Origin of the sequence: Streptomyces sp. NPDC048191 (genome assembly GCF_040652655.1) — a bacterium.
In the GTDB taxonomy this organism is placed as follows: domain Bacteria; phylum Actinomycetota; class Actinomycetes; order Streptomycetales; family Streptomycetaceae; genus Streptomyces.
Genome location: NZ_JBEZMO010000014.1, coordinates 128,723 through 152,792 on the forward strand (window position 1 = coordinate 128,723; position 24,070 = coordinate 152,792).

Genomic DNA, 24,070 nt, shown 5'->3' on the forward strand with positions numbered 1-24,070 from the left:
AACCGTCCCCGCCCGCAGGCCCGTACGTGCGCAGGCGTGCGGCGCTGTACCGACGACCGGTGCGCCCCTTCGTCCGTTCAGCGGCTGCCGTCCAGGATGACCCGCGCGACGAGGGCCGGGTCGTCGTTCATCGGGCAGTGGCCGCAGCCGGGCAGTCGCACCAGCCGGGCGTGCGGGATGAGCTGCTTGGCACGCACGCCCTGCCGGCGCACGAGCAACCGGTCCCGGGCGCCCCAGGCCACGGTGACCGGCAGGCCGGGCATGGCGTCGGTGAACCGGACCGTGGCGCCCGCCCGCAGCGTCGCGTCGAAACCGGTGGCGCCCACCAGCGCGAGCGTCTCGGCCACCACGGCCTGCGGCGCGCGGCGCGCGGGGCGGGCGTAGATGGTGCTCGTCAGCGCCGTACGGCCGGCCGCGGTGCGCGACAGCCGCTCCACCAGCGGCAGCGGGAGCCGTTGCGCGATGCCGCGCATCGCGAGCAGCACCGCGAAGGCGTACCGCCGCTCGGCCTCCGTCCAGAACCCGGCGGGAGAGAACGCCGTGACGGACCGTGCGAGCTTCTCCCGGCCCAGTTCCAGGGCGAGCAGGCCGCCGAGCGAGTTGCCCGCGATGTGCGGGCGGTCCAGCTCCAGCGCCTGGAACAGGGCGCCGAGCACGGAGTTGGTCGTGGGCAGGTCGTAGGCGAGGCCGTCCGGCAGTCCCGGGGACGCGCCGAAGCCCGGCAGGTCGACGGCGATCACGTCGCGCTCGGTGGCGAGGATGTCCACGACCGGGTCCCAGGCCTGCCGGTGATGGCCGATGCCGTGCAGCAGGACCAGCGGCTCGCCGCGTCCCACGCGCGCGTAGGACACGGTCACGTCCTTCGGGCCGTGCGGAGCGGGGACCTTGAAGGAGACGGTGGCGGACATGGGGTGCTCCTCGTCTGGGTGCTGACGGACGCCGTAGACAGCTTGTCAGCAATTGCTACCAGCCGGTAGCCCCCCCCGTGGGCGCACGCCCGGCTCCCACGGGGTCAAACCGCGCGGTGCACCTCGAGGTTGAACTGCTCCGTGCCGAAACGCCGCATCAGGGCGAGCCACAGCGGCAGGTACATCTCCGTCGTCCGCGCCGCCCGGATCCCGCCCAGGTCCAGCACTCGCTCGGCCGGCCACCCGAACTCGCCGAGCAGGTCGGTCACCTGCTGCTTGGCCCCGGCGTCCTCGCCGCACACGAACAGGTGGTGCGCACCCGGAACCAGCCCCGGTTCCACCATCACCCGGCAGTTGACCGTGTTCAGCGTCTTCACCACGCGCGCGTGCGGGAAGGCCCGCTGGATCTGCTCGCCCACGCTGTCCGACTGCACCGGGTCCAGCCATGCCTGGCCGTCCTCGAACGCCAGGGGATTGGAGACGTCCACCACGACCTTGCCGTCGAGGTGCTCCGCGCCGGCCGCCCGCAGGGCGTCGAGGGCCACCCGGCCGCTCACCGCGTTGATGACCACCTCGCCCGTCGCGGCCGCGTCCGCGAACGTGCCCGCGCGGGCACGCTCCGCCGCTGCCGTGGCCCACTCCAGCGCCACCGGGTTGTCCCTGGTGCGGGAGCCGAGGGTCACCTCGTGCCCCAGCTCCACCAGTCTGCCGCCCAGCGTGCGGCCCACCTCGCCCGTGCCCAGCACCGCGCACCGCATCGGCCACCTCCCGGTCACCGGCCGCCGACCCCCGGCGGTCCGCGGTCATTGTGATCCGGACCCGTGCCGGACCGGCCGATTCCGGGTGGACACCCGCGGTGCGTGTCGGATGGGATGGGGCGGTGACCACCGAGACCGCCACCGACGTCTTCGAACAGCACCGCGCGCTGCTCATCGGGGTCGCCTACCGCATGCTGGGCCGGGTCGCCGACGCCGAGGACGTGGTCCAGGACGCCTGGCTGCGCTGGTCCCGCGAGGAGCGCGCGGACATCCGCGAACCGCGCGCCTACCTGGTGCGCGTCACCACGCGGCTGGCCATCGACCGGCTGCGCCAGGTGCGGGCGCGCGGCGAGGCCTACGTCGGCCCCTGGCTGCCGGAGCCGTATCTCACCGAGTTCGGCGAGGCGGCCCCGGACGCGGCCGACCGTGCCGTGCTCGCGGACAGCGTCTCCCTCGCCGTGCTCGTCGTCCTGGAGTCGCTGTCGCCGCTGGAGCGGGCCGTCTTCGTGCTCAGGGAGGCGTTCGGCTATCCGTACGCCGAGATCGCCGCCCTGCTCGACCGCGCCGAGCCGGCGGTACGGCAACTCGCCGGGCGGGCCCGCCGGCACGTGGACGAACGGCGGCCGCGCTACGCGGTGGACCCCGCGCAGCGACGCGAGCTGACCGAACGCTTCCTCGCCGCAGCGGGCGGTGGCGACCTGGACGGGTTGATGTCCCTGCTCGCCCCGGACGTCCGGCTCGTCGGCGACAGCGGCGGCAAGGCCAAGGCGCCGGTGCGGATCCTGCACTCCGCCGACAAGGTGGGCCGCTTCCTCCTGGCCGTCGCGCAGCAGCCTCCGGTGGACGCGTCCTACCGGCTCCTGGAGGCCAACGGCGGACCTGCCGTGCTGGTGCTGTCCGGCGGCAGGCCCGACACCCTGTTCCAGCTGGACGTGGTCGACGGCCGCGTCACGACCGTGTACGTCGTCCGCAACCCGGACAAGCTGCGGCACCTGGCCGGTCGCTGACCCCACCCGCCCCACGAGCCCCCGTCCTGCGACGGGGGCTTTGCCGCGATGTCACGGACACCGCCGTGTACGAACGCCGCGTGAACGCTCCGCGGCAGGTCAGGCGTGCGCTGCCCAAGGGATCGAGGATTGGTCTTGACCAAGGGTGCGGGCCGCCCTATGGTCGCAGAGAAGTGCAACAACCTTTAATAAACAAGGGCGCTAAAAACCGCCGGACCACGGCACTTGCGGAGGACAGGGTGGGGACCACGCAGCTGGAATCGGTGCCGGAGCCGAAGTACTGGCATCTCAAGACCGTGCTGAGCGAGGCACTGGACTCCGAGTTCTCGGTCGGCGAGATCCTGCCCAACGAGCGCGACCTCGCCGCTCGCTTCGGCGTGGCTCGCGCCACGCTCCGCCAGGCCCTCGAACAGCTCGAGCTGGAAGGCCGGCTGCAGCGCCGCCGCGGCGTCGGTACGACCGTCGCGCCGCCACGGATGGGCGTGGCGGTCGGGACCGAGCAGCACACCTGGCCGGGCGCCGGCTCGGACGCCTGGCAGTCCGTCGACTGCGAGCAGGCGGCGCCGCCCGCCGCCGTCGCCACGGCCCTGGAGACGGGCGCCGACGAGCCCGTCCACACCGTGCGGCGTTCCCGGATGTCCCACGGCCAGCCGGTCGCCACCGAACTGCTCTACGTCCCGGCGGCCTCGGTGCCCGACCTCACCGCGATCGACGCCCCGTCCGGACCGGCACGCGCGCGTGCCGTGCTGCGCGAACTTCAGCACCTGACGCTCGAGGGCCAGGACCGCGCCGTCGAGCTGGGCTCCGCCCGCGCCGACGACGCCAAGGAACTCGACCGGCTTCCCGGTTCGCCCGTCCTCGTCGTCACCACCCGTTTCTTCGCCGCGGGCCGCACGGCAGCCCTGTCCGTCGCCACCTACCGCGCCGACACCTGCCGGCTGACCTTCGGCGACTCACCGGACGTGGAAATACACCACGACCCGGAGCGCCGGGCGTCCTGAACTCCGCGCACCACTGAGAGGTCGGGGTTGGGCCCGCGGGTGCGCGGGTGACTGCGCGCCCAGCCACGACGGCGCGGCCGTGGTACGACGGCGTGGCCGCGGCAGGACAGCGGGCGGCACCCGGCGCGGTGAAGGCTCAGCGTCGCGGCACCGCGCCGTCGACGGCGAACAGCTGCTCCTCCACGTGATCCAAGGCCAAGCGCAGCGCACCCGTGGCGACGGCCGCCTCGCCCAGCAGGGACAGCGTCACCCGGGGCGGCCGCAGGCAGTAGCGGGCCAGTTCACGGCGCAGGGGGTCCAGGACACCGTCCAGACCGGCCGCCCACCCGCCGATCACGACCAGCTCGGGATCGAGTGCCAGCACCAGTGCGGCCACGTCGTGCACGAGCCGCTGGATGAACCGCTCGACGGCCGCCCGCGCCCGCTGGTCGCCCTCCCGCGCCAGCGCGAACACCTCGGCGACCGCCTGCTCGTCCAGCGGGTGCAGGGGCTCGTCGGTGGTCGACAGCAGCGTCTCCGGCGTCGCCTCCCGGCCCAGCAGATGCAGCGCGCCGATCTCCCCGGCCGCCCCGCCGTAGCCACGGTGCAGCCGCCCGCCGATCAGCGAACCCGCGCCCGGACTCAGTCCGGCCAGTACGAACACCACGTCGTCCGTGCCGGACGCCGCGCCCTTCCAATGCTCGGCCAGGGCCGCCGCGTTGGCGTCGTTCTCCACCAGCACGGGACACTTGAAGGAGCGGCTGAGCCGCTCACCCAGGTTCAGGCCCGTCCACTGCGGCAACGCCGTGCTCAGCCGCACCGTGCCGTCGCCCTCCACGATCCCCGGGGTGCCCACCCCGACGGCCCGCAGCGAGCTCCGCGCGACCCCGGCGCGCCGCAGCAACTCGGCGACCGCACCACGCAGCCGGTCGAGCCGCTCGTCCGCCGGAGCCGTCTCGTCGACCTCTTTGGCCTGCGTGCCGAGCACCCGCCCGTCCAGGTCGGACAGCAGTGCCGCGACCCGGTGCGGCTCGATCTCCAGGCCCAGCAGATGCCCCGCCTCGGCCCGGAACCGGAACCGGCGCGCGGGCCGCCCCTGCCGCCGCGCGGTGCCCTCGTCGGCCGCGGCCTCCACGACGAGCCCGCTCTCGATGAGCCCTTCGACCACCCCCTCGACGGTCGGCCGGGACAGGCCGGTGACGCGGGTGATCTCGGTGAGCGTCGCGCAGTCCGTGGTACGCAGTGCGTGCAGCACCACCGCGGAATTGATCCTTCGCAGCAGCGAGGGATCGCCGCCGGTCAGCTGCCCCACCGTACGTCCTTCCAGCTCGCGGGCGTGTTGGCCGGATCGTACTCGGCCCGGCACGCCCCCGGCGAGTGCCGGGTTCCGCAGGGCCGGCCCGGCCCACCCCGCACGTGTGGCCTGGCCCTCTGCACGCCCACGGCCGCCTGCGCGGCGATCGCCACGTTCGACGGGCCCCGGGCCGTCCTCCTCCCTGCCCAGGCCCCCAAGTCGCCCCGCACAGCGCCCGGGACGGCGCCCTCGGCGCCTGCGGCCCCAGGAGCAGCGGACTGTGACGGCCCGCCAATTGTCAGTGGCGCCCGCTTTACTGGATCACATGGACATCGCGAACTGTCTGACCGTCATAGATCTGCTGTGCGCCCGGGAGTTCCCCGCGTCCCACGGCAGGACGGAACACGGCGCGAGCGGCCCCGGATACCACACGGCCGTCTTACAGACGAGTGGCGACTTCTGGGAGGGCGACGGCACGGACCGGGAGGAGACGGCGGCGCAGTACGAGGCCGACCGGGACGGGCTCACGGAGCGGCTCACCAGCCGGTGGGGTCCACCGCAGCGCTTCAGCCTGCGCAGCGTCTTCCTGCGGACGATGGAGGGCGAGGACGTGGCGGAGCCCTGGGCCGGACTGAGCGAGCACGTACCGGACGTCCACCTGTGGGAGACCTCCGTGCCGGACAGATGGTTCGCCCTCGGCGTGTCCCACGGGTACGAGGGGCTTCCGTTCCAGCTCCTCGGCATAGTGACCGAGAGCGACCCGCCGTGACCGCCTAGGCCCGCGCGGCGTCCCGCAGCCGGGCGAACTCCTCCGCCATGGTCGCCGCGGTCCAGTGCGCGTTCAGCCCGCTGGGATTGGGCAGCACCCACACCCGGCTGTCCCCGATGGTCCGATCCTGCGGCCCCACCCGTGCACTACGGTCGCCGAAGGCGGCCCGGTACGCGGTCACCCCGACCACGGCCAGCCACCCCGGCCGCAGCCGAGCCACCTTCTCGGTCAGCAGCCGGCCGCCCGCGACGTACTCCTCGGCGGTCAGCTCGTCGGCCCGCGCGGTCGCCCGTGCCACGACGTTCGTGATGCCCAGCCCGTATGCCAGCAGTTCCCGCTGCTCGGCCGGCTCCAGCAGCCTCGGGGTGAAACCGGACAGGTGCAGCACCGGCCAGAAGCGGTTGCCGGGGCGGGCGAAGTGATGTCCGGTCGCGGCCGTCATCAGCCCCGGGTTGATGCCGCAGAACAGCACCTGCAGGCCGTCCGCGACGACGTCCGGCACGAGACGGTCGCGAGCGGCCTCCAGGTCCGCCCTGGTCGGACGCGGTGAGCGGGGAGCGCGCGTCAGAGGATCGCTCCGGGGGTGTAACCGGCCGCCTCCGGGTGCTGCTTGACGATCTCCTCGATCCGGCCGACGACGACCCCGACCTGGTCGGCGGCGGCGCCGGTGAAGGACAGCTTGTCGGCCATCAACGCGGCCAGCTGGTCACGGTCGAGCGGCAGACGGCCGTCGGCGGCGAGCTTGTCCAGCAGGTCGTTGCGCTCGGCGCCCTGCTCGCGCATCGCGAGCGCGGTGGCGACGGCGTTCTCCTTGATCGCCTCGTGCGCGACCTCACGGCCCACACCGGCCCGGACGGCGCCCATGAGCACCTTGGTGGTGGCGAGGAACGGCAGGTAGCGGTCCAGCTCGCGGGCGATGACGGCGGGGAAGGCGCCGAACTCGTCCAGAACCGTCAGGAAGGTCTCCAGCAGTCCGTCGAGCGCGAAGAAGGCGTCCGGCAGTGCGACCCGGCGCACCACCGAGCAGGACACGTCGCCCTCGTTCCACTGGTCGCCCGCCAGCTCGCCGGTCATCGAGGCGTAGCCGCGCAGGATGACCATGAGCCCGTTGACGCGCTCGCAGGAGCGGGTGTTCATCTTGTGCGGCATCGCGGACGAGCCGACCTGGCCCGGCTTGAAGCCCTCGGTGACCAGCTCGTGCCCGGCCATCAGCCGGATGGTCTTGGCCAGCGAGGACGGCGCCGCCGCCAGCTGCACCAGCGCCGTGACGACCTCGTAGTCCAGCGAGCGCGGGTAGACCTGGCCGACCGAGGTGAACGCCTGCGAGAAGCCCAGGTGCCCGGCGATCCGGTGCTCCAGCTCGGCGAGCTTGGCCGCGTCACCGCCGAGCAGGTCCAGCATGTCCTGCGCCGTGCCGACCGGGCCCTTGATGCCGCGCAGGGGGTAGCGGGACAGCAGCTCCTCGACGCGGCCGTAGGCGACCAGCAGTTCGTCGGCGGCGGTCGCGAAACGCTTGCCCAGGGTCGTGGCCTGCGCGGCCACGTTGTGCGAGCGGCCGGCCATGACCAGCTCGGCGTACTCGCCGGCCAGCTTGCCGAGGCGCGCCAGGACGGCCACCGTACGCTCGCGCATCAGCTCCAGCGAGAGCCGGATCTGCAGCTGTTCGACGTTCTCCGTGAGGTCGCGGGAGGTCATGCCCTTGTGCACGTGCTCGTGCCCGGCGAGGTCGTTGAACTCCTCGATCCGCGCCTTCACGTCGTGCCGGGTGACCTTCTCGCGCTCGGCGATCGAGGCCAGGTCGACGGTGTCGAGGACGCGCTCGTAGTCGGCGATCGCCTCGTCCGGCACCTCGATGCCGAGGTCCTTCTGGGCGCGCAGCACGGCGAGCCAGAGCTGCCGCTCCAGCCTCACCTTCTGCTCGGGGGACCAGAGCGTGGCGAGCTCGGCGGAGGCGTAGCGTCCGGCGAGGACGTTCGGGATGCGGGGCTTGGCGGGCGCGGCGGAAGTCACGTAGACGGATTCTACTGGTGATTCGTGCAGGCCAACGCCATGCCCCTGTTCGGCGGAAGCTACAAGGGGCCGGGCTATGCCTGAGCCTCGTACGGCAGCAGCTCCGGACGCTTCGGCGGGCGGCCGTCCCCGGAGGAGCGGCCGGTCAGGCGCCGCCCTATCCACGGCAGCAGGTGCTGCCGGGCGAACCGCACGTCCGCGACCCGGCGCGTCATCCAGCCCGGTGGCAGCGTGGCCGCCATCGGGACGTGCCACTCCGGGTCCTCCGCCTCGTACCCGAGGCTCTGCCACACGGCCTCGGCGACCCGGCGGTGCCCCTCCGCCGTCAGATGCAGCCGGTCCACGTCCCAGAGCCGGGGGTCGCCCAGCGCGGGCGCCCCGTACAGGTCGACGACGAGCGCGCCGTGCCGGTCGGCCAGCTCCTCCACGCAGGCGAACAGCTCCTCCATGCGCGGCCGGAACCGCTCCAGCACCGGGCCCTGCCGGCCGGGGCTGCGCATCAGCACCAGCTGCTTGCAGGACGGCGCCAGCCGCTCCACGGCCTCGGTCAGCAGGCCCTTGACCCGGCCCATGTCGCACTTGGGCCGCAGGGTGTCGTTGAGCCCGCCGACCAGCGTGACCACATCGGCGTTCATGGCGGCCGCCACGTCCACCTGCTCGTCGACGATCTGCTTGATCAGCTTCCCGCGCACCGCCAGGTTGGCGTACCGGAAGCCCGGTGTGCGGGCGGCCATCCGCGTGGCGAGCAGGTCGGCCCAGCCCCGGTAGGAGCCGTCGGGCAGCAGGTCCGACATGCCCTCGGTGAAGGAGTCGCCGACCGCGACCAGGCTGTTGTACGGGGGAGGTGTGGGATTCGTCTGCATGGCGTGAGCGATGGTATCCCGGCTCCATACCCATCGGTCGGTCGCCCCGGAATCACCGGTGACCGGACCCCGGTCCGCCGACGGGTCACCCCGGCGCGGGGTGCCCGAACAGCTGCCGCAGCACGTCCTCCATGGTCACCAGGCCGGCCAGCCGGCCGTCGTCGCCGAGCACCGCCGCGAGATGCGTACGGCTGCCGCGCATCGCGGTCAGCACGTCGTCCAGCGGGGTCCGCTCCCGTACCCGCGCGATGGACCGCATGTCGCGCAGCCGGAACGGCACATCCCGTGGCGAGGCGTCCAGCGCGTCCTTGACGTGCAGATAGCCCACGATCCGACGGCCCACGTCGACCACCGGGAACCGGGAGAAGCCCGAGTCGGCCGACAGCCTCTCCAGCTGTTCGGGGGTGACGCCCACATGCGCATACACCACCCGCGCCAGCGGCACCACGACATCGCGCACCGGCCGGCTGCCGAGCTCCAGGGCGTCGTGCAGACGCTCCTGCGCCCGGCCGTCGATCAGGCCGGCCTCGCTGGCGTCCTTGACGATCTCGGCGAGTTCGGCGTCCGTGAACGTCGCCGCGACCTCGTCCCTGGCCTCCACCCGGAGCAGCTTCAGCAGCCCGTTGGCGAACGCGTTGACCGTGAAGATCACCGGGCGCAGCGCCCGGGACAGCGCCACCAGCGGCGGGCCGAGCAGCAGCGCGCTGCGCACGGGCTCCGCGAGCGCGATGTTCTTCGGGACCATCTCACCCAGCAGCATGTGCAGGTACGTCGCGAGGGTCAGCGCGATCACGAAGGACACGGCCTGGCCCGCGCTCTTGGGCACGCCGACCGCGTGGAACACCGGCTCCAGCAGATGCGCGATCGCCGGCTCGGCGACCACACCCAGGACCAGCGTGCACAGCGTGATGCCGAGCTGGGCGGCGGCCAGCAGCGCGGAGACGTGCTCCAGACCCCACAGCACGGCCTTCGCCCGCCGGTCGCCCTCCTGGGCCAGCGGCTCGACCTGTGAGCGGCGCACCGAGATCAGCGCGAACTCGGCCCCGACGAAGAAGGCGTTGACGACCAGGGTCGACAGGCCGATCAGCAGCTGTACGGCGGTCATCGCGGCCCCTCCGCCCTCTCGCGGGCCTGCTCGTCGTCCAGCGGGGCGTGCAGCAGCACCCGCGCCGCCCGGCGGCCCGTGGCGTCCACCACGTCCAGCCGCCACCCGGCGACCTCGACCGTGTCACCGGTCACCGGTATCCGGCCCAGCAGGGTCGCGACGAGCCCGGCGAGGGTCTCGTACGGCCCCTCGGGCACGCGCAGGCCCACGCGTGCGAGCTGGTCCGTGCGGGCGGCGCCGTCGGCCGAGTACAGGGCCCGGCCCCGCTCGTCCGCCCCGGCCGGGGCGAGGTCGGGCGTCTCGTGCGGGTCGTGCTCGTCGCGCACCTCACCGACGACCTCCTCGACGATGTCCTCCAGGGTCGCCACGCCCGCGGTGCCGCCGTACTCGTCGATGACGACGGCCATGGTCCGCCTGCCGCCGAGCCGGTCCAGCAGCCGGTCGACGGTCAGGGACTCGGGGACCAGCAGCGGTTCGCGCATGACCTGGTGGACGCGGCGGTGACGGCGCTCCCCGGCCGGCACCGCCAGCACGTCCTTGATGTGGGCGGTGCCGACGACCGAGTCCAGGCCGCCCTGGTAGACCGGGAACCGGGAAAGGCCGGTGGCCCGGGTCGCGTTCGCCACGTCCTCGCAGGTCGCCTGGGCTTCGAGGGCGATGACCTGGACGCGCGGGGTCATCACGTTCTCCGCCGTCAGGTCGGCCAGGTTCAGCGTCCGCACGAACAGCTCGGCGGTGTCCGGCTCCAGCGCGCCCTCCTTGGCGGAGTGCCGGGCGAGGGCCGCCAGCTCCTGCGGACCGCGCGCGGAGGCCAGCTCCTCGGCGGGCTCGATGCCGAACCGGCGCACCACACGGTTGGCCGTGTTGTTCAGGTGCGTGATGAAGGGCCGGAAGGCCGCGCTGAACCAGCGCTGCGGGGTGGCGACCCGCTTGGCCACGGCCAGCGGTGAGGAGATCGCCCAGTTCTTCGGCACCAGCTCGCCGACGACCATTAGGAACACCGTCGACAGGGCCGTACCGAGCACCAGGGCGGCCGAGCTCGCCGTGGTGTCCGACAGGCCCATCGCCCGGAACGGGCCGGCCAGCAGCTTGGCGATCGACGGCTCGGCGAGCATGCCGACCACCAGGTTGGTCACGGTGATGCCGAGCTGGGCACCGGAGAGCTGGAAGGTCAGGTTCCGTGCGGCCTTCAGGGCACCGGGAGCGCCGCGTTCACCGCGCTCGGCGGCCCGCTCCAGCTCACCGCGCTCCACCGTGGTCAGCGAGAACTCCGCCGCCACGAAGGCACCGCAGGCGAGCGACAGCAGGATCGCCACCAGAAGCAGGAGCACTTCGGTCATCGGGTCACCCCCGTCCCATGATCGGACAGGCCGGGACGGGATGCGCGGCGGCGCGGACCGGGAGGCTCGCCCATGGGCGGACGCTCACAACCTTTCACAGAGGGCCGAGTGCTCCGTCAAGCGTAAAGGATGGGCAAAGGAACTCCGGGAGGTGTCAGTCCGTGAGCGGCTTCACCCAGCGCCGCCAGTGCTCCTGCGCGCCGTAACCGGCGGCACCCCAGGCGCGGTGCGCGGTCTCGTTGCGGACCAGCACCATCGCGTCCACGCGCCGCCCGCCGAGCCGTACGAACCGTTCCTCGGCGGCGGCCAGCAGCGCCGAGGCGATGCCCTGCCGGCGCCGCTGCGGATGCACCGCCAGCCGGTACAGATGGCAGCGCCAGCCGTCGAAGCCCGCGATCACCGTGCCGACCAGCTCCCCGCCCCGCTCGGCCAGGATCAGCGCCTCGGGATCACGGGCGACCAGCCGCTCCACCCCGTCCCGGTCGTCGCTGATGCTGGTGCCCTCGGCGGCCGTCCGCCAGAAGGCGAGCACGGTGTCGAGGTCGGCGTCGGTCGCGGGGCGTATCCGCAGATCAGTCATGTGATCATCGCAGCACGAGGCGGCCTTCCCGGGCGGGGATTTCCATCATGCGGACTCCGCGCGCAGCCGCTCCATCACCGGCGCGAAGTCCTCCATGTACGGCTCCAGGACGGTCAGATACGAGAACCCGAACCGCTCGCGCTGTCCCCGCACCCGCGCGACGACGTCCTCCAGCGGGCCGGCCAGCACGATAGGCAGGGCCAGTGCCTCGTCCAGGGTCAGCTGCGGCTGCCGTTCCATCAGCGGCTTCAGCATGGGCTCCGGGTCGTCCGTGACGGCCACCAGCTGGATGAGCAGGTTCAGCTCCGCCGGTGCGGGCCTTCCGCCCGCCAGGTCCCGGTAGCGCGTCACCCGCTCGTCGAGCTCCTCGGCGGTGAGCGGCTCCAGCGTCCCCGGGGCGGACCCCGGGCGGGCCCCGGTGAAGGCCGCGATGTCCGCGTGCTCGGCGGTCAGCCGCAGCATCCGGTCACCGTTGGCGCCGATCAGCAGCGGCACCCGGGACTGGGCGGTACGGGGCTGGTGCTCGCCCCGGCCCAGCAGCCGGTCCAGTTCCGCCACCGTGTGCCGGAGGTGGTCCACCCGCTCACGCGGCGAGCCGTACGGCAGCCCGGCCGTCTCGTGCTCGGCCTGTACATACCCGGTCCCCAGCCCCAGTTCGAGGCGCCCGCCGGTGAGCGCGTCGGTGGTCGCGACCTCCCGGGCCAGCAGTGCCGGGTTCCAGAACCCCGCGTTGAGCACGAACGTGCCGAGCCGGGGCCGCTCGGTGGCCCCGGCCGCCGCGACCAGCGCCGGGAATGGCGCCACCATGCCCAGGTGGTCCGGGACGAGGATCACGTCGTACCCCAGCTCCTCGGCCCGGCGGCACTTCGCGCGCCACTCGTCGGTGGGCGCGGGCGTGAGCAGATTGACCCCGAAGCGGAACGGACGCGGCATGAACTCTCCCGGGAGGCAGGCGGTTTGGGGTACCTGCCGCGATTCCATCATTCGTGGGCGATCGCCGCCAGCACGTTCATCCGCGACGCCCGCAGCGCCGGCAGCAGGGCCGCCACCACGCCCACCACCGCAGATCCGATCACGACGGCGACGATCGTGCCCCAGGGCACGGCGAGCGCGGTCAGCCCGCGCAGCGCCAGCACCTGCTGCATGCACACGCCCCACACCAGCCCCAGCGCCAGCCCGAGCACCGCGCCGAACACGGCGATCACCACCGACTCCAGCCGGATCATCCGGCGCAACTGCCGCCGGCCCAGCCCGATCGCGCGCAGCAGCCCGATCTCGCGGGTGCGTTCCACCACCGACAGCGCGAGGGTGTTGACCACACCGAGCACGGCGATGACGATCGCCAGTGCGAGCAGCGCGTACACCAGGTAGAGCAGGACGGCGATCTGGTCGTGGACGAGCTTCTTGTAGTCGGTCTGGTTGCGCACCTGGACCTGCGGGAATCCCTTCAGCGCCCGTTCCAGGCGGGGGCGCAGGTCCTTGGGCGCGGTGCCGGTGGCCGCGTTCACGAAGAGCACCGAGTCCTGGGCGTCCGGCACGTATTTCTGAAGAGTGCCGAGGCCGAAGAAGAGGCCGCCCTGGGCGCCGAACCCCTCCGCCGTGTCCTGGTTGGTGAGTGCTCCGACGGTCAGCTCGGCGTGTCGCCCGCCGGGGAACTCGACGGGGAGGGCGCTGCCCACGCGCACCCCGTGGTCCCTGGCGAAGTCGGCGTCCATGGCGAGGTGACCGACCGCCAGCGCGGAGGCCGTACCGCCCCGCACGTACGTGAGGTGCACGACGTCGTCGAGCCCCGGGCCGTACCCGACGGCGGTCGTCCGGACCCGCTTGCCGTTCGGCAGCCGTACGGCGACCTCGGTGAGACGCTGCGGTACGACGAGCCCCACCCCGCGCGTGCGGGCCACGCCGCCCCGTACCTCCTTGGTGAACGGGGTGAAGTTCGTGTTCTGGACGATGAAGTCGGCGCCGAGGTTCTTGTCGATCTGCCGATCGAACGACGCGGACATCGAACTGCTCGCCACCGACATCCCGCCGACCAGGGCCAGGCCCACCATGAGCGCGGCGGCCGTGGCGCCCGTACGACGCGGGTTGCGCAGGGCGTTGCGCTGGCTCATCCGGCCGACCGGCCCGAACAGCGCGGGGAAGGCCCCGCCCAGTACCCGGATCAACGGCCGCACCAGCAGCGGACCGGCGACGACGGTCGCGATCAGGGTCAGGGCCACGCCGAGCCCGAGCAGCGAGGCCGCCTGCGCGGTCTTGGTGGCCGCCGCGCATCCGGCCAGCGCCGCGGCGCCGACCGCCCCGATCACCGCCCCGACGACGGCCCGCACCGTCAACGGCTTGCCCACACCCGCGACTTCGGCGTCCGCGAGCGCCGCCATCGGTGAGACGGCCGCCGCGCGCCGCGCCGGCAGATAGGCGGCCACGAAGGTGACGCCGACACCCACGACATACGCCGCGACCGGGGTGCCCCAGCCGATCACCATCTCCGTCGCCTTCAGGTTCATCCCGAACGCGCTCATCAGCCGGATCAGGCCCAGCGCGAGCCCGATCCCGGCCGCGAGACCGAGGGTCGAACCGACCAGCCCGAGCAGCAGCGCCTCGGTGAGCACCGAGCGCCGCACCTGCCGCCGGTCCGCGCCGAGGGCCCGCAGCAGGCCCAGTTCACGGGTGCGCTGGGCGATCAGCATGGAGAAGGTGTTGACGATGAGGAACACGCCGACGAGGAGGGCGACACCGGCGAAACCCAGCATCACGTACTTGATCACGTCCAGGAACGTGCCGAGGCCGGCCGCCGCCGACTTGGCCTGCTCGTTCGCGGTCTTCAGGTCGTAGGCGCCGGTGCCGACCGCCCGGCCGACCCGGCGCTTGAGCTCGGTGTCGGACACGCCCTTGGCCGCGTCCACCGCGATGCCGGTCGCCTTCGCGGCGGACCCGAGCAGTTCGCGGCCCGCCACCGCCGGGTCCAGGAAGACCAGGGCCGCGCCGGGGTTGGTGGTGGTGAACGTGGCGATGCCGACGACCCGCACCCGGAACGTGCCCGGCTGCGCCTGCACGGTCAGCGTGTCCCCGATCCGTACGTCCTTCTTGCCGGCCGTGTCGGCGTCGAGCAGTGCTTCCCCCGCACCGTGCGGCGCGTGGCCGGAGGTGAGTCTCACCGGGCTGCGACGCGTGACGTACCAGGCCGTCGCGATGGTCGGGGCGCCGGTGGTCGGGCCGACGGACCTGTTGTGGCCGTCGATCACGACGGCGTTCTGCACCGACACCTCGGCGCGGGCCGCCGCGACCCCGTCGACCTTCGCCACGCGGTTCCTCAGCGCGGCGGGCACGGTCTGCACGGAACCGCTCACCCGGGCCGATCGCAGGTCCTGCTGCTTCGGCTGGACCGTCACATCGGCGGCGGTGGAGGCGAACAGCCGGTCGAACGTACGCGTGACGGTGTCGGAGAAGATGAGACTGCCCGCGACGAACGCCACGGACAGCACGACGGCCAGCGCGGACAGGGCGAGCCGCCCCTTGTGCGCGAGGAAACTCCTCAGGGTCGCCTTGAGCACGGGGGTCAGTCCTCCACGGCGGTGCCGTCGTCACCGTCGCCGAGCCGGCCCCGGACGACGTCGAACCGCTTCATGCGTTCCAGTACGGCCTGAGCCGTGGGCCGTTCCATGTCGTCCACGATCCGCCCGTCGGCCAGGAAGAGCACGAGGTCGGAATGGGCGGCGGCGCCGGGGTCGTGGGTGACCATGACGACCGTCTGCCCGAGATCGTCCACCGCCTGGCGCAGAAAGCCCAGCACCTCCAGGCCGGCCCGCGAGTCGAGGTTTCCGGTCGGCTCGTCCGCGAAGATCAGCTCGGGACGGGAGGCCAGCGCCCGCGCGCACGCGACCCGCTGCTGCTGACCGCCGGAGAGCTGGGCGGGCCGGTGCCTCAGGCGGTCGCGCAGGCCGAGTGTGTCGATGACCTGGTCCAGCCACCGCGGGTCGGGTCTGCGACCCGCGATGTCCATGGGCAGGGTGATGTTCTCGGCGGCCGTGAGCGTCGGGATGAGGTTGAACGACTGGAACATGAACCCGACGCGGTCCCGCCGGAGCCGGGTCAGCTCCCGTTCCCGCAGCCCCGTGATCTCGGTGCCGCCCAGCCACACCTGACCGGCCGACACCGTGTCGAGGCCCGCCAGACAGTGCATCAGCGTGGACTTCCCGGAGCCGGACGGGCCCATCACGGCGGTGAAACGGCCCCGTGCGATGTCCACGTCCACCGAGTCGAGGGCGATGACGGCCGTCTCGCCGGAGCCGTAGGCCTTGGTCAGGCCGCGGGTGCGGGCCGCCACGGCGCCGTCCGGCGCGTGCTGCGCAGCAGGTGTGGACAAGACCGCCTCCCGGTCGCCGGAACCGCCTGTCCCGGGCGAGCGTAGGGGACAAGCCGACCCGGCGCACCGGTTCCGCGCGCCCTTGCCTTGCTAGCAGTCCGGCGCTAGCGTCGAAGCATGGCGAAGACCCAGCTGAACGTGCGCGTGGACGAGGGCACCGCCCGCGCGGCCCGCGAACGCGCCCTGGCCCGCGGCATCAGCGTCAACCGCTACATCGAGGAACTGGTCAGACAGGACACCGGGGAGGCGGGCCGTACGTTCGTCGAGGCCGCCGCCGACTTCATGAAGCAGTACGAGACCGTGTTCGCCGAGGAGTTCACCGAGACCCGAGGCACCGGGACCGGCGACGGCCGCTGATCCCTTGAACGAGCTCAGCATCGACCTCGCCTGGCTCCTCATGCTCGCCGAACAGAAGACGCCCGGGGACCCGCAGGTCACCGACTGGGGCGCACTGGTCGCCGCCGTCGCACGGCACCGCGCCGAGATATTCGGCGTGCCCGTATACGACGATCCGCACACCCGTGCCGCCTCGCTGCTCCAGCTGCTGATCCACCTGCCGGCGCTGGAGCGGTCCAACGCGCTGTTCGCCTCCGCGGTCGCCTATGCCTACCTGGTCGCCAGCGGTGTGAAGGTGGCCACCTCACCCGAGCGGGTGCGGGACCTCGCCCGGCTGGTGAAGGAGGGCGCGGCGGACGTGGACGAGATCGCGCGCGAACTGCGGCGCTGGAGCCTGTGATCAGCGCCCGTCCGCCTCGTCCGGGCGCCAGGCGACGCCGAGCGCGCAGTACGAGGAGGGCAGTGCCGGGCCTTTGTCCGGCATCATCACCTGCCGTTGCGGTCCCAGCGCGAACCCGGCCTCGCGCAGCGCGGCCACCGGCTGCCGGGCCAGATGGCAACCGCCGGTCAGCGTCGGCCAGACCGTGCGGTCCAGGGTGCGCTGGGTCAGCGTCATCACACGGCTGCCGCCCAGGCCGTGCTCGAAGAACCGCACCTGGCCGCCCGGCCTGAGCACGCGCCGTACCTCGCTCAGTGCCCGTGGCACGTCCCGCACGCTGCACAGCACCAGGGACAGCACGGCCGCGTCGAAGGCCTCGCTCTTGACCGGCAGCGCCTCCGCGGCGCCCGGCACCACGTCGACGGGCACCTGGGCGCGCAGGGCCGACTCCAGCGCCAACTGCCTGAGCAGCGGCTCCGGTTCGATCGCGACGACTTCCGCGACGGTGCCGGGATAGTGCGAGAAGTTCAGCCCGTTGCCCGCGCCGATCTCGATCACCCGTCCGGACAGCCCGGCGAGCAGCCGCTCACGGACTCGGGCCATGCCCAGCCGGGTCTCGGCGCTCACGCTGAAGCGGGCGTAGTAGCGGGCGAACAGCGGATGGTGAACAGGACTCCGTGCCACATGGTCGGAACCGGAGGACAACAGCCGCATGGTGAACCTCCCGGGGGACGGCCTAGGAAGAGTTTCCCCCGTACGACGGCTCCCGCACCCTCGCCCGCCAGGGGCTCCGCCCTGGACCCCCGCCTTCGCCCACCCACCCCCGGCCCGGTCGGCCGGAGGGTGGGCCCGTCACTCGGTTCGGTCGGCTGGGGAGGCCGGGTCGCGTGCCGCCGGGACGGAGGCCGTTCAGGGCACGCCGTCTCCCGCGCCCGGTCCCCGTCACGTCGGCTACGGTGCCTCGCGTACCCGGAAGGCCTCCGCGTCCCAGGCGCCGTCCAGGCGGGCGGCCAGCCAGGTCGGGGCCGCCGCGCGGAAACCGGACGGTGAGAGCGCGCCCGCCCCGGAGGGGATCGCGCCGAGCAGGGGGGCTCCCGCGGCCTCCGGCAGGTCGGTCACGTTGCAGCGGGTGGCCAGGTCGGGGGAGTCGGGCCAGCTGCCGATGACCAGGCCGGCCAACTCAAGGCCCCGGCGCCGTAGTTCGAGCGCCGTGAGTTCGGTGGCGTTGAGCGTGCCCAGGCCGGCCTGGGTGACGACCAGCACCGGCGCGCCCAGCAGCACGGCCGCGTCGGCAAGCGTGCCGCCGGCCGGGTCGAAGCGGACGAGCAGCCCGCCCGCCCCCTCGACCAGCACCAGATCGTGCTCCGCGGCCAGTTTGGACGCCCGCTCGGCCACGTCGTGCGGGTGCACGGGTGTCATGCCCGCCCGGCGGGCCGCGGTGCCGGGCGCCAACGGCTCCGGGTAGCGGGCCAGTTCCGTGGCCGTGACCGGGCCCGCGAGCCGCGCCACCTCGTCGGCGTCCCCGCGCTCGTCCGGCCGAACGCCCGTCTGCGCGGCCTTCAGCACGGCCACCGAGCGCCCGGCCGCGAGCGCGGCGGCGGCGACGGCGGCCGTGGTGACGGTCTTGCCGACCTCCGTGCCCGTGCCCGTGATCACCAGTACCGGCATGTCATCCCTTCCGCGCCGCGGCGCACACCGCGCGCGCGACCCTTGCCACGTCCTCGTCCGAGGTGACGTACGGCGGCATCGTGTAGATCAAGTCGCGGAACGGGCGCAGCCAGACGCCCTCCCGCACGGCGGCGGAGGTCGCCGCCGCCATGTCCACCTCGTGGTCGAGCTGGACGACGCCGATCGCCCCGAGGACGCGGACGTCCCGTACGCCGGGCAGGTCGCGAGCGGGTGACAGGCCGTCCCACAGGCCCGCCTCGATCCGCTTGACCTCCGCCCGCCAGTCCTGTGCCAGCAGCAGCTCGATGGACGCGCAGGCCACGGCCGCCGCCAGCGGGTTGCCCATGAACGTCGGCCCGTGCGCGAGCACCGGCACCGCACCCTGCGAGATGCCGTCGGCGATCCGTGCCGTGCACAGTGTGGCCGCCAGCGTCAGATAGCCGCCGGTCAGCGCCTTGCCCACGCACATGACATCAGGGGTGACGCCCGCGTGCTCCGCCGCGAACAGTGCGCCCGTGCGGCCGAAACCGGTGGCGATCTCGTCGAACACCAGCAGCACGTCGTGCGCGTCGCACGCCTCGCGCAGCACCCGGAGGTAGGCGGGGGAGTGGAAGCGCATCCCGCCCGCGCCCTGCACGACCGGCTCCACGATCACCGCTGCCAGCTCGTGCGCGTGGCGTGCGATCAGCTCGCGCAGATGCTCCACGTACGACTCCTCGTACTCCGTGGGCGGTGCGTCGGCGAACACCTGGCGCGGCAGCACGCCGGACCACAGCCCGTGCATCCCGCCCTCGGGGTCGCACACCGACATCGGGTTCCAGGTGTCGCCGTGGTAGCCGCCGCGCCAGGTCAGCAGCCGCTGCTTGCCGGACCGGCCGAGCGAGCGCCAGTACTGCAGGCACATCTTCACCGCGACCTCGACCGACACCGAACCGGAGTCGGCGAGGAAGACGTGCTCCAGCTCCTCTGGCGACATGTCGACAAGGTGCTTCGCCAGGCGTACGGCGGGCTCGTGCGTGAGCCCGCCGAACATCACGTGGCTCATCCGGCCGAGCTGCCGGTGCGCCGCCTCGTTGAGCACCGGGTGGTTGTAGCCGTGGATCGCCGACCACCACGAGGACATCCCGTCCACCAGCTCGCCCGAGCCGTCCGCGAGCCGCAGCCGGACGCCGCTCGCCGATTCCACGACGAGCGGTTCGACGCGTCCGGGCATCGGGCCGTAGGGATGCCACACATGCCGGCGGTCCAGCTCCAGCAGCTCGGGCACGCTCAGGCCGGGCAGGTCAGGCATTGGGCGCGAGGTCCGTTCCGGCGCCCCGGCGGCGTACGGCGACGAGGTCGGTGCGCGGCTCCTGCACCGCCGGCGTGACCGCCGTACCGCACGCGTCCGCGCCCTCGTGCGAGCCGCACCCCTCGTGCGAGCCGCAGACGGAACCGCACCCGGCGCTCTCGTGCGACCCGCAGCCGCCCGCCGCCTCGACCCGGTGCTCCGGCAGCGTCACCTCGCCGGCGCCCTCCACCTCGAACCCGGCGTCCGCGATCATCTCCAGGTCGGCCTTGCCGGCCTGGCCCTCGCTGGTCAGGTAGTCGCCGAGGAAGATGGAGTTGGCCAGGTGCAGCGCGAGCGGCTGCATCGCACGCAGGTGGACCTCACGGCCGCCCGCGATCCGGACCTCCACGTCCGGGCAGACGAACCGGACCATCGCGAGGATCCGCAGACAGCGCTGCGGGGTGAGGTTCCACTCCTTGGCCAGCGGCGTGCCCTCGAACGGGATGAGGAAGTTCACCGGAACCGAGTCCGGGTCCAGTTCGCGCAGCGAGAAGACCACGTCGACCAGGTCCGCGTCGCTCTCGCCCATGCCCGCGATCAGACCCGAGCAGGCGGACAGACCGGCCGCGTGCGCCTTCTGCACCGTGTCCACCCGGTCGGAGTACGTGTGCGTGGTCGTGATGTCCCCGTACGTCCCCTCGGACGTGTTGAGGTTGTGGTTGTAGGCGTCCGCGCCCGCCTCGCGCAGCCGCTCGGCCTGGCCGTCGGAGAGCAGACCGAGGCAGGCGCACACCTCGACCTGCTCGTTCTGCTCCTTGATCGTCCTGATGGTCTCCGAGACCCGGTCCACGTCCCGGTCCGTCGGACCGCGCCCGCTGGCCACCAGGCACACCCGCTTGGCGCCCCCCGCGAGGCCGGCCGCGGCCGCCTGGGAGGCCTCGTCCGGCTTGAGCCAGGTGTACTTCAGGATGTCGGCCTTCGAGCCGAGCCGCTGGGAACAGTAGGAGCAGTCCTCAGGGCACAGGCCCGACTTGAGGTTCACCAGGTAGTTGAGTTTCACCCGTCGCCCGAACCAGTGGCGGCGCACCTTTCCGGCCGCGGCCACCACATCGAGCAGGTCGTCGTCGGAGGTGGCCAGAACGGCGAGCGCTTCCTCGCGGGTCGGCAGCTCGCGCCGAAGCCCCTTGTCCACCAGCGTGTTCAGCAGGTCCATGAGCCCTGATCCTGTCCTACGGGGCCGCCCCGGGCCAAGGAGAGTTTGCACAACAGAGACGGTTGACCGTGTGGGTATTGCCACACCTCGGGTGGCCCGACGTGCCGCTATGGTCTGTCCGCTACCTACAAAAGCCCCGGAGGACCCATGGCGTTCGGCTGGATCGACGACCAGGCCGAGGCGCGCCGCCGCGCCGGACTCGTACGCACCCTGCGCCCGCGTCCCGCCGACTCGCCGCTGCTGGACCTGGCGAGCAACGACTACCTGGGTCTCGCCCACCACCCCGAGGTCACCGAGGGGGCCGCGCGGGCCGCCCGGACCTGGGGCGGCGGGTCCACCGGATCCCGGCTGGTCACCGGCACCACCGAGCTGCACACCGAGCTGGAGCGCGAGCTGGCCGCGTTCTGCGGCTTCGAGGCGGCGCTGGTCTTCTCCTCCGGGTACGCCGCCAACCTGGCCGCGGTCACCGCGCTGGGCCCGCACGGCTCGCTGATCGTCTCCGACGCGGGCAACCACGCCTCCCTCATCGACGGCTGCCGGCTCGCCCGGGGCGACAGGCAGGTCGTCGGGCACGCCGACCCGGACGCGGTGCGCAAGGCGCTGGCCACCCATCAGGGACCGGCGATCGTCGTCTCCGACACCGTGTTCTCGGTCGACGGCGACCGGGCGCCGCTGGCCGGACTGGCCGCGGCGTGCCGGGAGCGCGGCGCGGGGCTGGTCGTGGACGACGCGCACGGGCTCGGGGTCCTGGGCGACGGCGGCCGGGGTGCGCCGCAGGCGGCCGGGCTGGCGGGCGCCGCGGACGTGGTGGTCACGGCCACCCTGTCCAAGTCGCTGGGCAGTCAGGGCGGGGTGGTGCTCGGCCCGGCGCGGGTGATCGACCATCTGGTCAACGCGGCCCGGACGTTCATCTTCGACACGGGCCTGGCCCCGGCGGCGGCCGGTGCGGCCCTCGCGGCGCTGCGGCTGCTCGTGCGGGAGCCGGAGCGCGCGGCGCGCGCCCGTGAGGTGGCCGCGGAACTGCACGCACGGCTGACCGCCGCGGGTCTGGAAGCGGTGCGTCCGGACGCCGCGGTGGTCTCCGTACGAGCTCCTTCCCCGGAGCAGGCGGTGCGCTGGGCGGCCGACTGCCGTACCGCGGGGCTGGCCGTGGGCTGCTTCCGTCCTCCTTCCGTGCCCGACGGCATCTCGCGGCTGCGGCTGACCGCCCGAGCGGACCTGTCCGGGGCCGAGATCGAACGCGCTGTACGTGTGATCGGCGAAACGCGACCATGAGTCGGCGTGACACGGCCGTGCCTCGAGCCGGAGTGGTCCGGCGTGATCCGAATGACTGCGTGTGATCGATTCTGATCAGATGGCGGTGACGAAACCGGTCCAGCTGGCGGTGGAGAAGAGCAGCGCGGGCCCGGCCGGGCTCTTGGAGTCGCGCACGGCGAGCAGTCCGGCCCAGGGGCCGGAGCGCGGCCGGGCCGTCTCCACGCAGTTGTTCGCTCCCGTGCTGTAGCTGCTGCGCAGCCAGCGCACGTCGTGCAGGTCGGTACTGGCAGGGACGTTCCGAGGCAGAGCGGTCATGGTGCCTCCTTACGCGCCGTCACCTATCCCGGCGATGTAGTCCAACGAGTCCTCGGGGGAAAGGGCGTGGAACCGAAGGGTGTCGAAGGCCTCGGTGTAGGCCATGAGGTCTTCTTTCCGTTCCAGGTAGAGGCTACTCGTCAAGTGGTCGAGAACAACCACGTCCAGATCAGAAGTGCTCGGAAATGAGAAAATAACGAAAGGCCCGGTGAGGCCGACATGCGCCCCGGCGCCGAACGGTAGTACCTGGAGCCGCACTTGGGGCAGGCGCGCCGCGTCCATCAGCCGCTCCAGCTGGCGGGCCATCACCTCGGGGCCGCCGACCTCGCGCCGCAGCACCGCCTCGTCCAGCACCGCGCTCAGCCTCAGCGGCCGTGCCGCGTGGAGCACGTCCTGCCGGGCCAGCCGCACCTCCACCAGCGCGTCCAGGTCTTCGTCGTCCAGGTCCCGCACGGCCACCCGGGTCACCGCGCGGGCGTACTCGCGCGTCTGCAGCAGTCCGGGCACGACCGTGGTCTCCAGGGTGCGCATCGCGCTCGCCTGCGACTCCAGGCTGATGAAGTCCCGGTACGTCGGCGGCAGTACCCCGCGGTAGGCGTGCCACCAGCGGTGCCGGTCGCCCGCCTCCTCGGAACCCGCCAGCATCAGCAGCAACTCGCGCAGCTGCTCGTCCCGCACCTCGTAGGCGTCGAGCAGTAACCGCACATCGGCCGGTTTTACACCGCTGGCACCGGTCTCGATACGGCTCACCTTCGACTGGTGCCAGCCGACCAGCCGGGCCGCCTCGCCGCTCGTGAGCCCAGCACCGGTACGCAGCATGCGCAGTTCGGCGCCCAGTTTGCGGCGGCGCACTGCCGGCCCGTTCTGCATGGGCTCCTCCTACTCCTTCCGGGCCGCCCAAATACGGTCTCGCGTCGTAGAGTTCACCGCATCGAGCGACAGATATATGCATATCTTGGTGGATCGCTCCCCGTGACCGCCCGGTGATGGCAGGCTGACGAGCAAGCACCAGTCCGGGACCGTACTCGAACCATCCGCTCCGTGTCGGACTGCGGTCCCGTGGGAAAGGGACGACGTCGCCATGGCAGACCATCTGGAAGCATCCGTCACTCTGCCGAGCGATCCCGCCTCGGTCTCCGCCGCCCGCACCTATGTCGTGAGCACGCTCGCGGAGTGGGGCCTGCCGTCGGACACCGAAACAGCCGACACCGTGCGGCTCATCGTCTCCGAACTCGCCACGAACGCCGTACAGCACACCTTCGGCCAGTCACCCACCTTCACGGTCGACATCGCGCTGGACCGTGACGAACACCTGCGCATCGGCGTCACGGACAGTCATCCGCGCTTTCCGAAGAGACTGCCCGCCGCCGTCCAGCAGGACAACGGTCGCGGCATGGTCATCATCCGCTGGCTGACCGCGGAGTGCGGTGGCAGACTCCGCGTCCGGCCCACCCGCGAGGGCGGCAAGACGGTCTCCATCGAACTCCCTTGGGCGGCCCCGGCGGAGCCGGTACCGGCGGTGCCCCACAGGGGCGTGGGGCTGTTCCCGAACGCGACCCCGCCGCGATGGGGCGCTCCCCCTTCCAGCGAAGCCGACAGCGCCGGAGCGGCCGGCCACGACCGCACTCCGGACCCGCCGTAGCACCCCGGACCGG

Annotated in this window: 25 protein-coding genes; 7 read left to right on the forward strand and 18 right to left on the reverse strand. The window is 72.7% G+C overall.

All coding sequences use genetic code 11. The features are described 5' to 3' along the window. Positions 1-77: 77 nt before the first annotated feature. Positions 78-908: an alpha/beta hydrolase gene (locus AB0D93_RS23160; protein ID WP_362122165.1), complete on the reverse strand. Its 831-nt coding sequence runs from the start codon at positions 906-908 to the stop codon at positions 78-80. Positions 909-1,012: 104 nt separating this feature from the next. Continuing rightward, the gene (locus AB0D93_RS23165; RefSeq protein WP_362122167.1) at positions 1,013-1,666 is read right to left on the reverse strand and encodes an NAD(P)-binding domain-containing protein; all 654 of its coding nucleotides are present in this window, start codon (positions 1,664-1,666) and stop codon (positions 1,013-1,015) included. Positions 1,667-1,788: 122 nt separating this feature from the next. Between AB0D93_RS23165 and AB0D93_RS23170 the strand changes: the two genes are divergently transcribed. Beyond that, positions 1,789-2,673 (forward strand): RNA polymerase sigma-70 factor, encoded by an 885-nt coding sequence (locus tag AB0D93_RS23170; protein WP_362122169.1) that lies wholly within the window; start codon positions 1,789-1,791, stop codon positions 2,671-2,673. 239 nt (positions 2,674-2,912) lie between these two features. Continuing rightward, positions 2,913-3,674, forward strand: a complete 762-nt coding sequence (locus AB0D93_RS23175; protein ID WP_362122171.1) for a GntR family transcriptional regulator — start codon at positions 2,913-2,915, stop codon at positions 3,672-3,674. 136 nt (positions 3,675-3,810) lie between these two features. Here the strand turns inward: AB0D93_RS23175 and AB0D93_RS23180 are convergent, their stop codons facing one another. After that, on the reverse strand, positions 3,811-4,965 hold the full coding sequence (locus AB0D93_RS23180) for an ROK family transcriptional regulator (protein ID WP_362122173.1): 1,155 nt from the start codon (positions 4,963-4,965) through the stop codon (positions 3,811-3,813). Positions 4,966-5,272: 307 nt separating this feature from the next. Here AB0D93_RS23180 and AB0D93_RS23185 point away from each other — a divergent pair, with 307 nt between their 5' ends. After that, the gene (locus tag AB0D93_RS23185; protein ID WP_362122175.1) at positions 5,273-5,716 is read left to right on the forward strand and encodes a hypothetical protein; all 444 of its coding nucleotides are present in this window, start codon (positions 5,273-5,275) and stop codon (positions 5,714-5,716) included. A gap of 4 nt (positions 5,717-5,720) precedes the next feature. On the opposite strand, the gene mug is transcribed toward AB0D93_RS23185, so the two are convergent. The 9 genes from mug to AB0D93_RS23230 form a co-directional block, all read right to left on the reverse strand. After that, a complete protein-coding gene (gene mug, locus AB0D93_RS23190; protein ID WP_362122177.1) occupies positions 5,721-6,218 on the reverse strand; it encodes a G/U mismatch-specific DNA glycosylase in 498 nt (165 codons plus the stop codon). A gap of 62 nt (positions 6,219-6,280) precedes the next feature. Beyond that, positions 6,281-7,726: an adenylosuccinate lyase gene (purB, locus tag AB0D93_RS23195; protein ID WP_362122179.1), complete on the reverse strand. Its 1,446-nt coding sequence runs from the start codon at positions 7,724-7,726 to the stop codon at positions 6,281-6,283. A gap of 74 nt (positions 7,727-7,800) precedes the next feature. Further along, positions 7,801-8,589: an SGNH/GDSL hydrolase family protein gene (locus AB0D93_RS23200; RefSeq protein ID WP_362122181.1), complete on the reverse strand. Its 789-nt coding sequence runs from the start codon at positions 8,587-8,589 to the stop codon at positions 7,801-7,803. An 85-nt stretch (positions 8,590-8,674) separates the two neighbouring features. Continuing rightward, on the reverse strand, positions 8,675-9,694 hold the full coding sequence (locus tag AB0D93_RS23205) for a hemolysin family protein (protein WP_362122182.1): 1,020 nt from the start codon (positions 9,692-9,694) through the stop codon (positions 8,675-8,677). Beyond that, positions 9,691-11,034 carry a hemolysin family protein gene (locus AB0D93_RS23210; RefSeq protein WP_362122184.1) on the reverse strand — a complete coding sequence of 448 codons (1,344 nt, stop codon included), beginning with the start codon at positions 11,032-11,034 and terminating at the stop codon, positions 9,691-9,693. Before AB0D93_RS23210 ends, AB0D93_RS23205 begins: the two co-directional genes overlap by 4 nt. 154 nt (positions 11,035-11,188) lie before the next feature. Then, entirely contained in the window at positions 11,189-11,614 is a 426-nt protein-coding gene (locus AB0D93_RS23215) for a GNAT family N-acetyltransferase (RefSeq protein WP_362122186.1), read from the reverse strand. A gap of 45 nt (positions 11,615-11,659) precedes the next feature. After that, entirely contained in the window at positions 11,660-12,547 is an 888-nt protein-coding gene (locus tag AB0D93_RS23220; protein ID WP_362122188.1) for an LLM class F420-dependent oxidoreductase, read from the reverse strand. A gap of 47 nt (positions 12,548-12,594) precedes the next feature. Then, entirely contained in the window at positions 12,595-15,165 is a 2,571-nt protein-coding gene (locus AB0D93_RS23225) for an ABC transporter permease (RefSeq protein ID WP_362122190.1), read from the reverse strand. A 5-nt stretch (positions 15,166-15,170) separates the two neighbouring features. Then, complete coding sequence (locus AB0D93_RS23230) at positions 15,171-15,977, reverse strand: ABC transporter ATP-binding protein (protein ID WP_362122192.1); 807 nt, start codon at positions 15,975-15,977, stop codon at positions 15,171-15,173. Between the two features lie 117 nt (positions 15,978-16,094). Here AB0D93_RS23230 and AB0D93_RS23235 point away from each other — a divergent pair, with 117 nt between their 5' ends. After that, positions 16,095-16,334, forward strand: a complete 240-nt coding sequence (locus AB0D93_RS23235) for a toxin-antitoxin system antitoxin component (protein ID WP_053666859.1) — start codon at positions 16,095-16,097, stop codon at positions 16,332-16,334. A gap of 4 nt (positions 16,335-16,338) precedes the next feature. Next, complete coding sequence (locus AB0D93_RS23240) at positions 16,339-16,713, forward strand: fic family toxin-antitoxin system, toxin component (protein ID WP_362122195.1); 375 nt, start codon at positions 16,339-16,341, stop codon at positions 16,711-16,713. On the opposite strand, the gene AB0D93_RS23245 is transcribed toward AB0D93_RS23240, so the two are convergent. The 4 genes from AB0D93_RS23245 to bioB all read right to left on the reverse strand — a co-directional run bounded on the left by AB0D93_RS23245 (position 16,714) and on the right by bioB (position 20,843). Then, on the reverse strand, positions 16,714-17,406 hold the full coding sequence (locus AB0D93_RS23245; protein ID WP_362122197.1) for a class I SAM-dependent methyltransferase: 693 nt from the start codon (positions 17,404-17,406) through the stop codon (positions 16,714-16,716). Between the two features lie 237 nt (positions 17,407-17,643). Further along, a complete protein-coding gene (gene bioD / locus AB0D93_RS23250) occupies positions 17,644-18,360 on the reverse strand; it encodes a dethiobiotin synthase (RefSeq protein WP_362122199.1) in 717 nt (238 codons plus the stop codon). Between the two features lies 1 nt (position 18,361). Continuing rightward, on the reverse strand, positions 18,362-19,651 hold the full coding sequence (locus tag AB0D93_RS23255; protein ID WP_362122201.1) for an adenosylmethionine--8-amino-7-oxononanoate transaminase: 1,290 nt from the start codon (positions 19,649-19,651) through the stop codon (positions 18,362-18,364). Next, the gene (bioB, locus tag AB0D93_RS23260; RefSeq protein WP_362122203.1) at positions 19,644-20,843 is read right to left on the reverse strand and encodes a biotin synthase BioB; all 1,200 of its coding nucleotides are present in this window, start codon (positions 20,841-20,843) and stop codon (positions 19,644-19,646) included. Before bioB ends, AB0D93_RS23255 begins: the two co-directional genes overlap by 8 nt. Before the next feature lie 147 nt (positions 20,844-20,990). Between bioB and AB0D93_RS23265 the strand changes: the two genes are divergently transcribed. Beyond that, positions 20,991-22,118: an 8-amino-7-oxononanoate synthase gene (locus AB0D93_RS23265; RefSeq protein ID WP_362122205.1), complete on the forward strand. Its 1,128-nt coding sequence runs from the start codon at positions 20,991-20,993 to the stop codon at positions 22,116-22,118. A gap of 75 nt (positions 22,119-22,193) precedes the next feature. Here AB0D93_RS23265 and AB0D93_RS23270 read toward each other — a convergent pair whose 3' ends face one another. Both AB0D93_RS23270 and AB0D93_RS23275 read right to left on the reverse strand, forming a co-directional pair. After that, the gene (locus AB0D93_RS23270) at positions 22,194-22,415 is read right to left on the reverse strand and encodes a DUF397 domain-containing protein (protein WP_362122207.1); all 222 of its coding nucleotides are present in this window, start codon (positions 22,413-22,415) and stop codon (positions 22,194-22,196) included. 9 nt (positions 22,416-22,424) lie between these two features. After that, complete coding sequence (locus AB0D93_RS23275) at positions 22,425-23,285, reverse strand: helix-turn-helix transcriptional regulator (protein ID WP_362122209.1); 861 nt, start codon at positions 23,283-23,285, stop codon at positions 22,425-22,427. 211 nt (positions 23,286-23,496) lie between these two features. Between AB0D93_RS23275 and AB0D93_RS23280 the strand changes: the two genes are divergently transcribed. Continuing rightward, positions 23,497-24,057 (forward strand): ATP-binding protein, encoded by a 561-nt coding sequence (locus AB0D93_RS23280; RefSeq protein WP_362122211.1) that lies wholly within the window; start codon positions 23,497-23,499, stop codon positions 24,055-24,057. Positions 24,058-24,070: the final 13 nt, after the last annotated feature.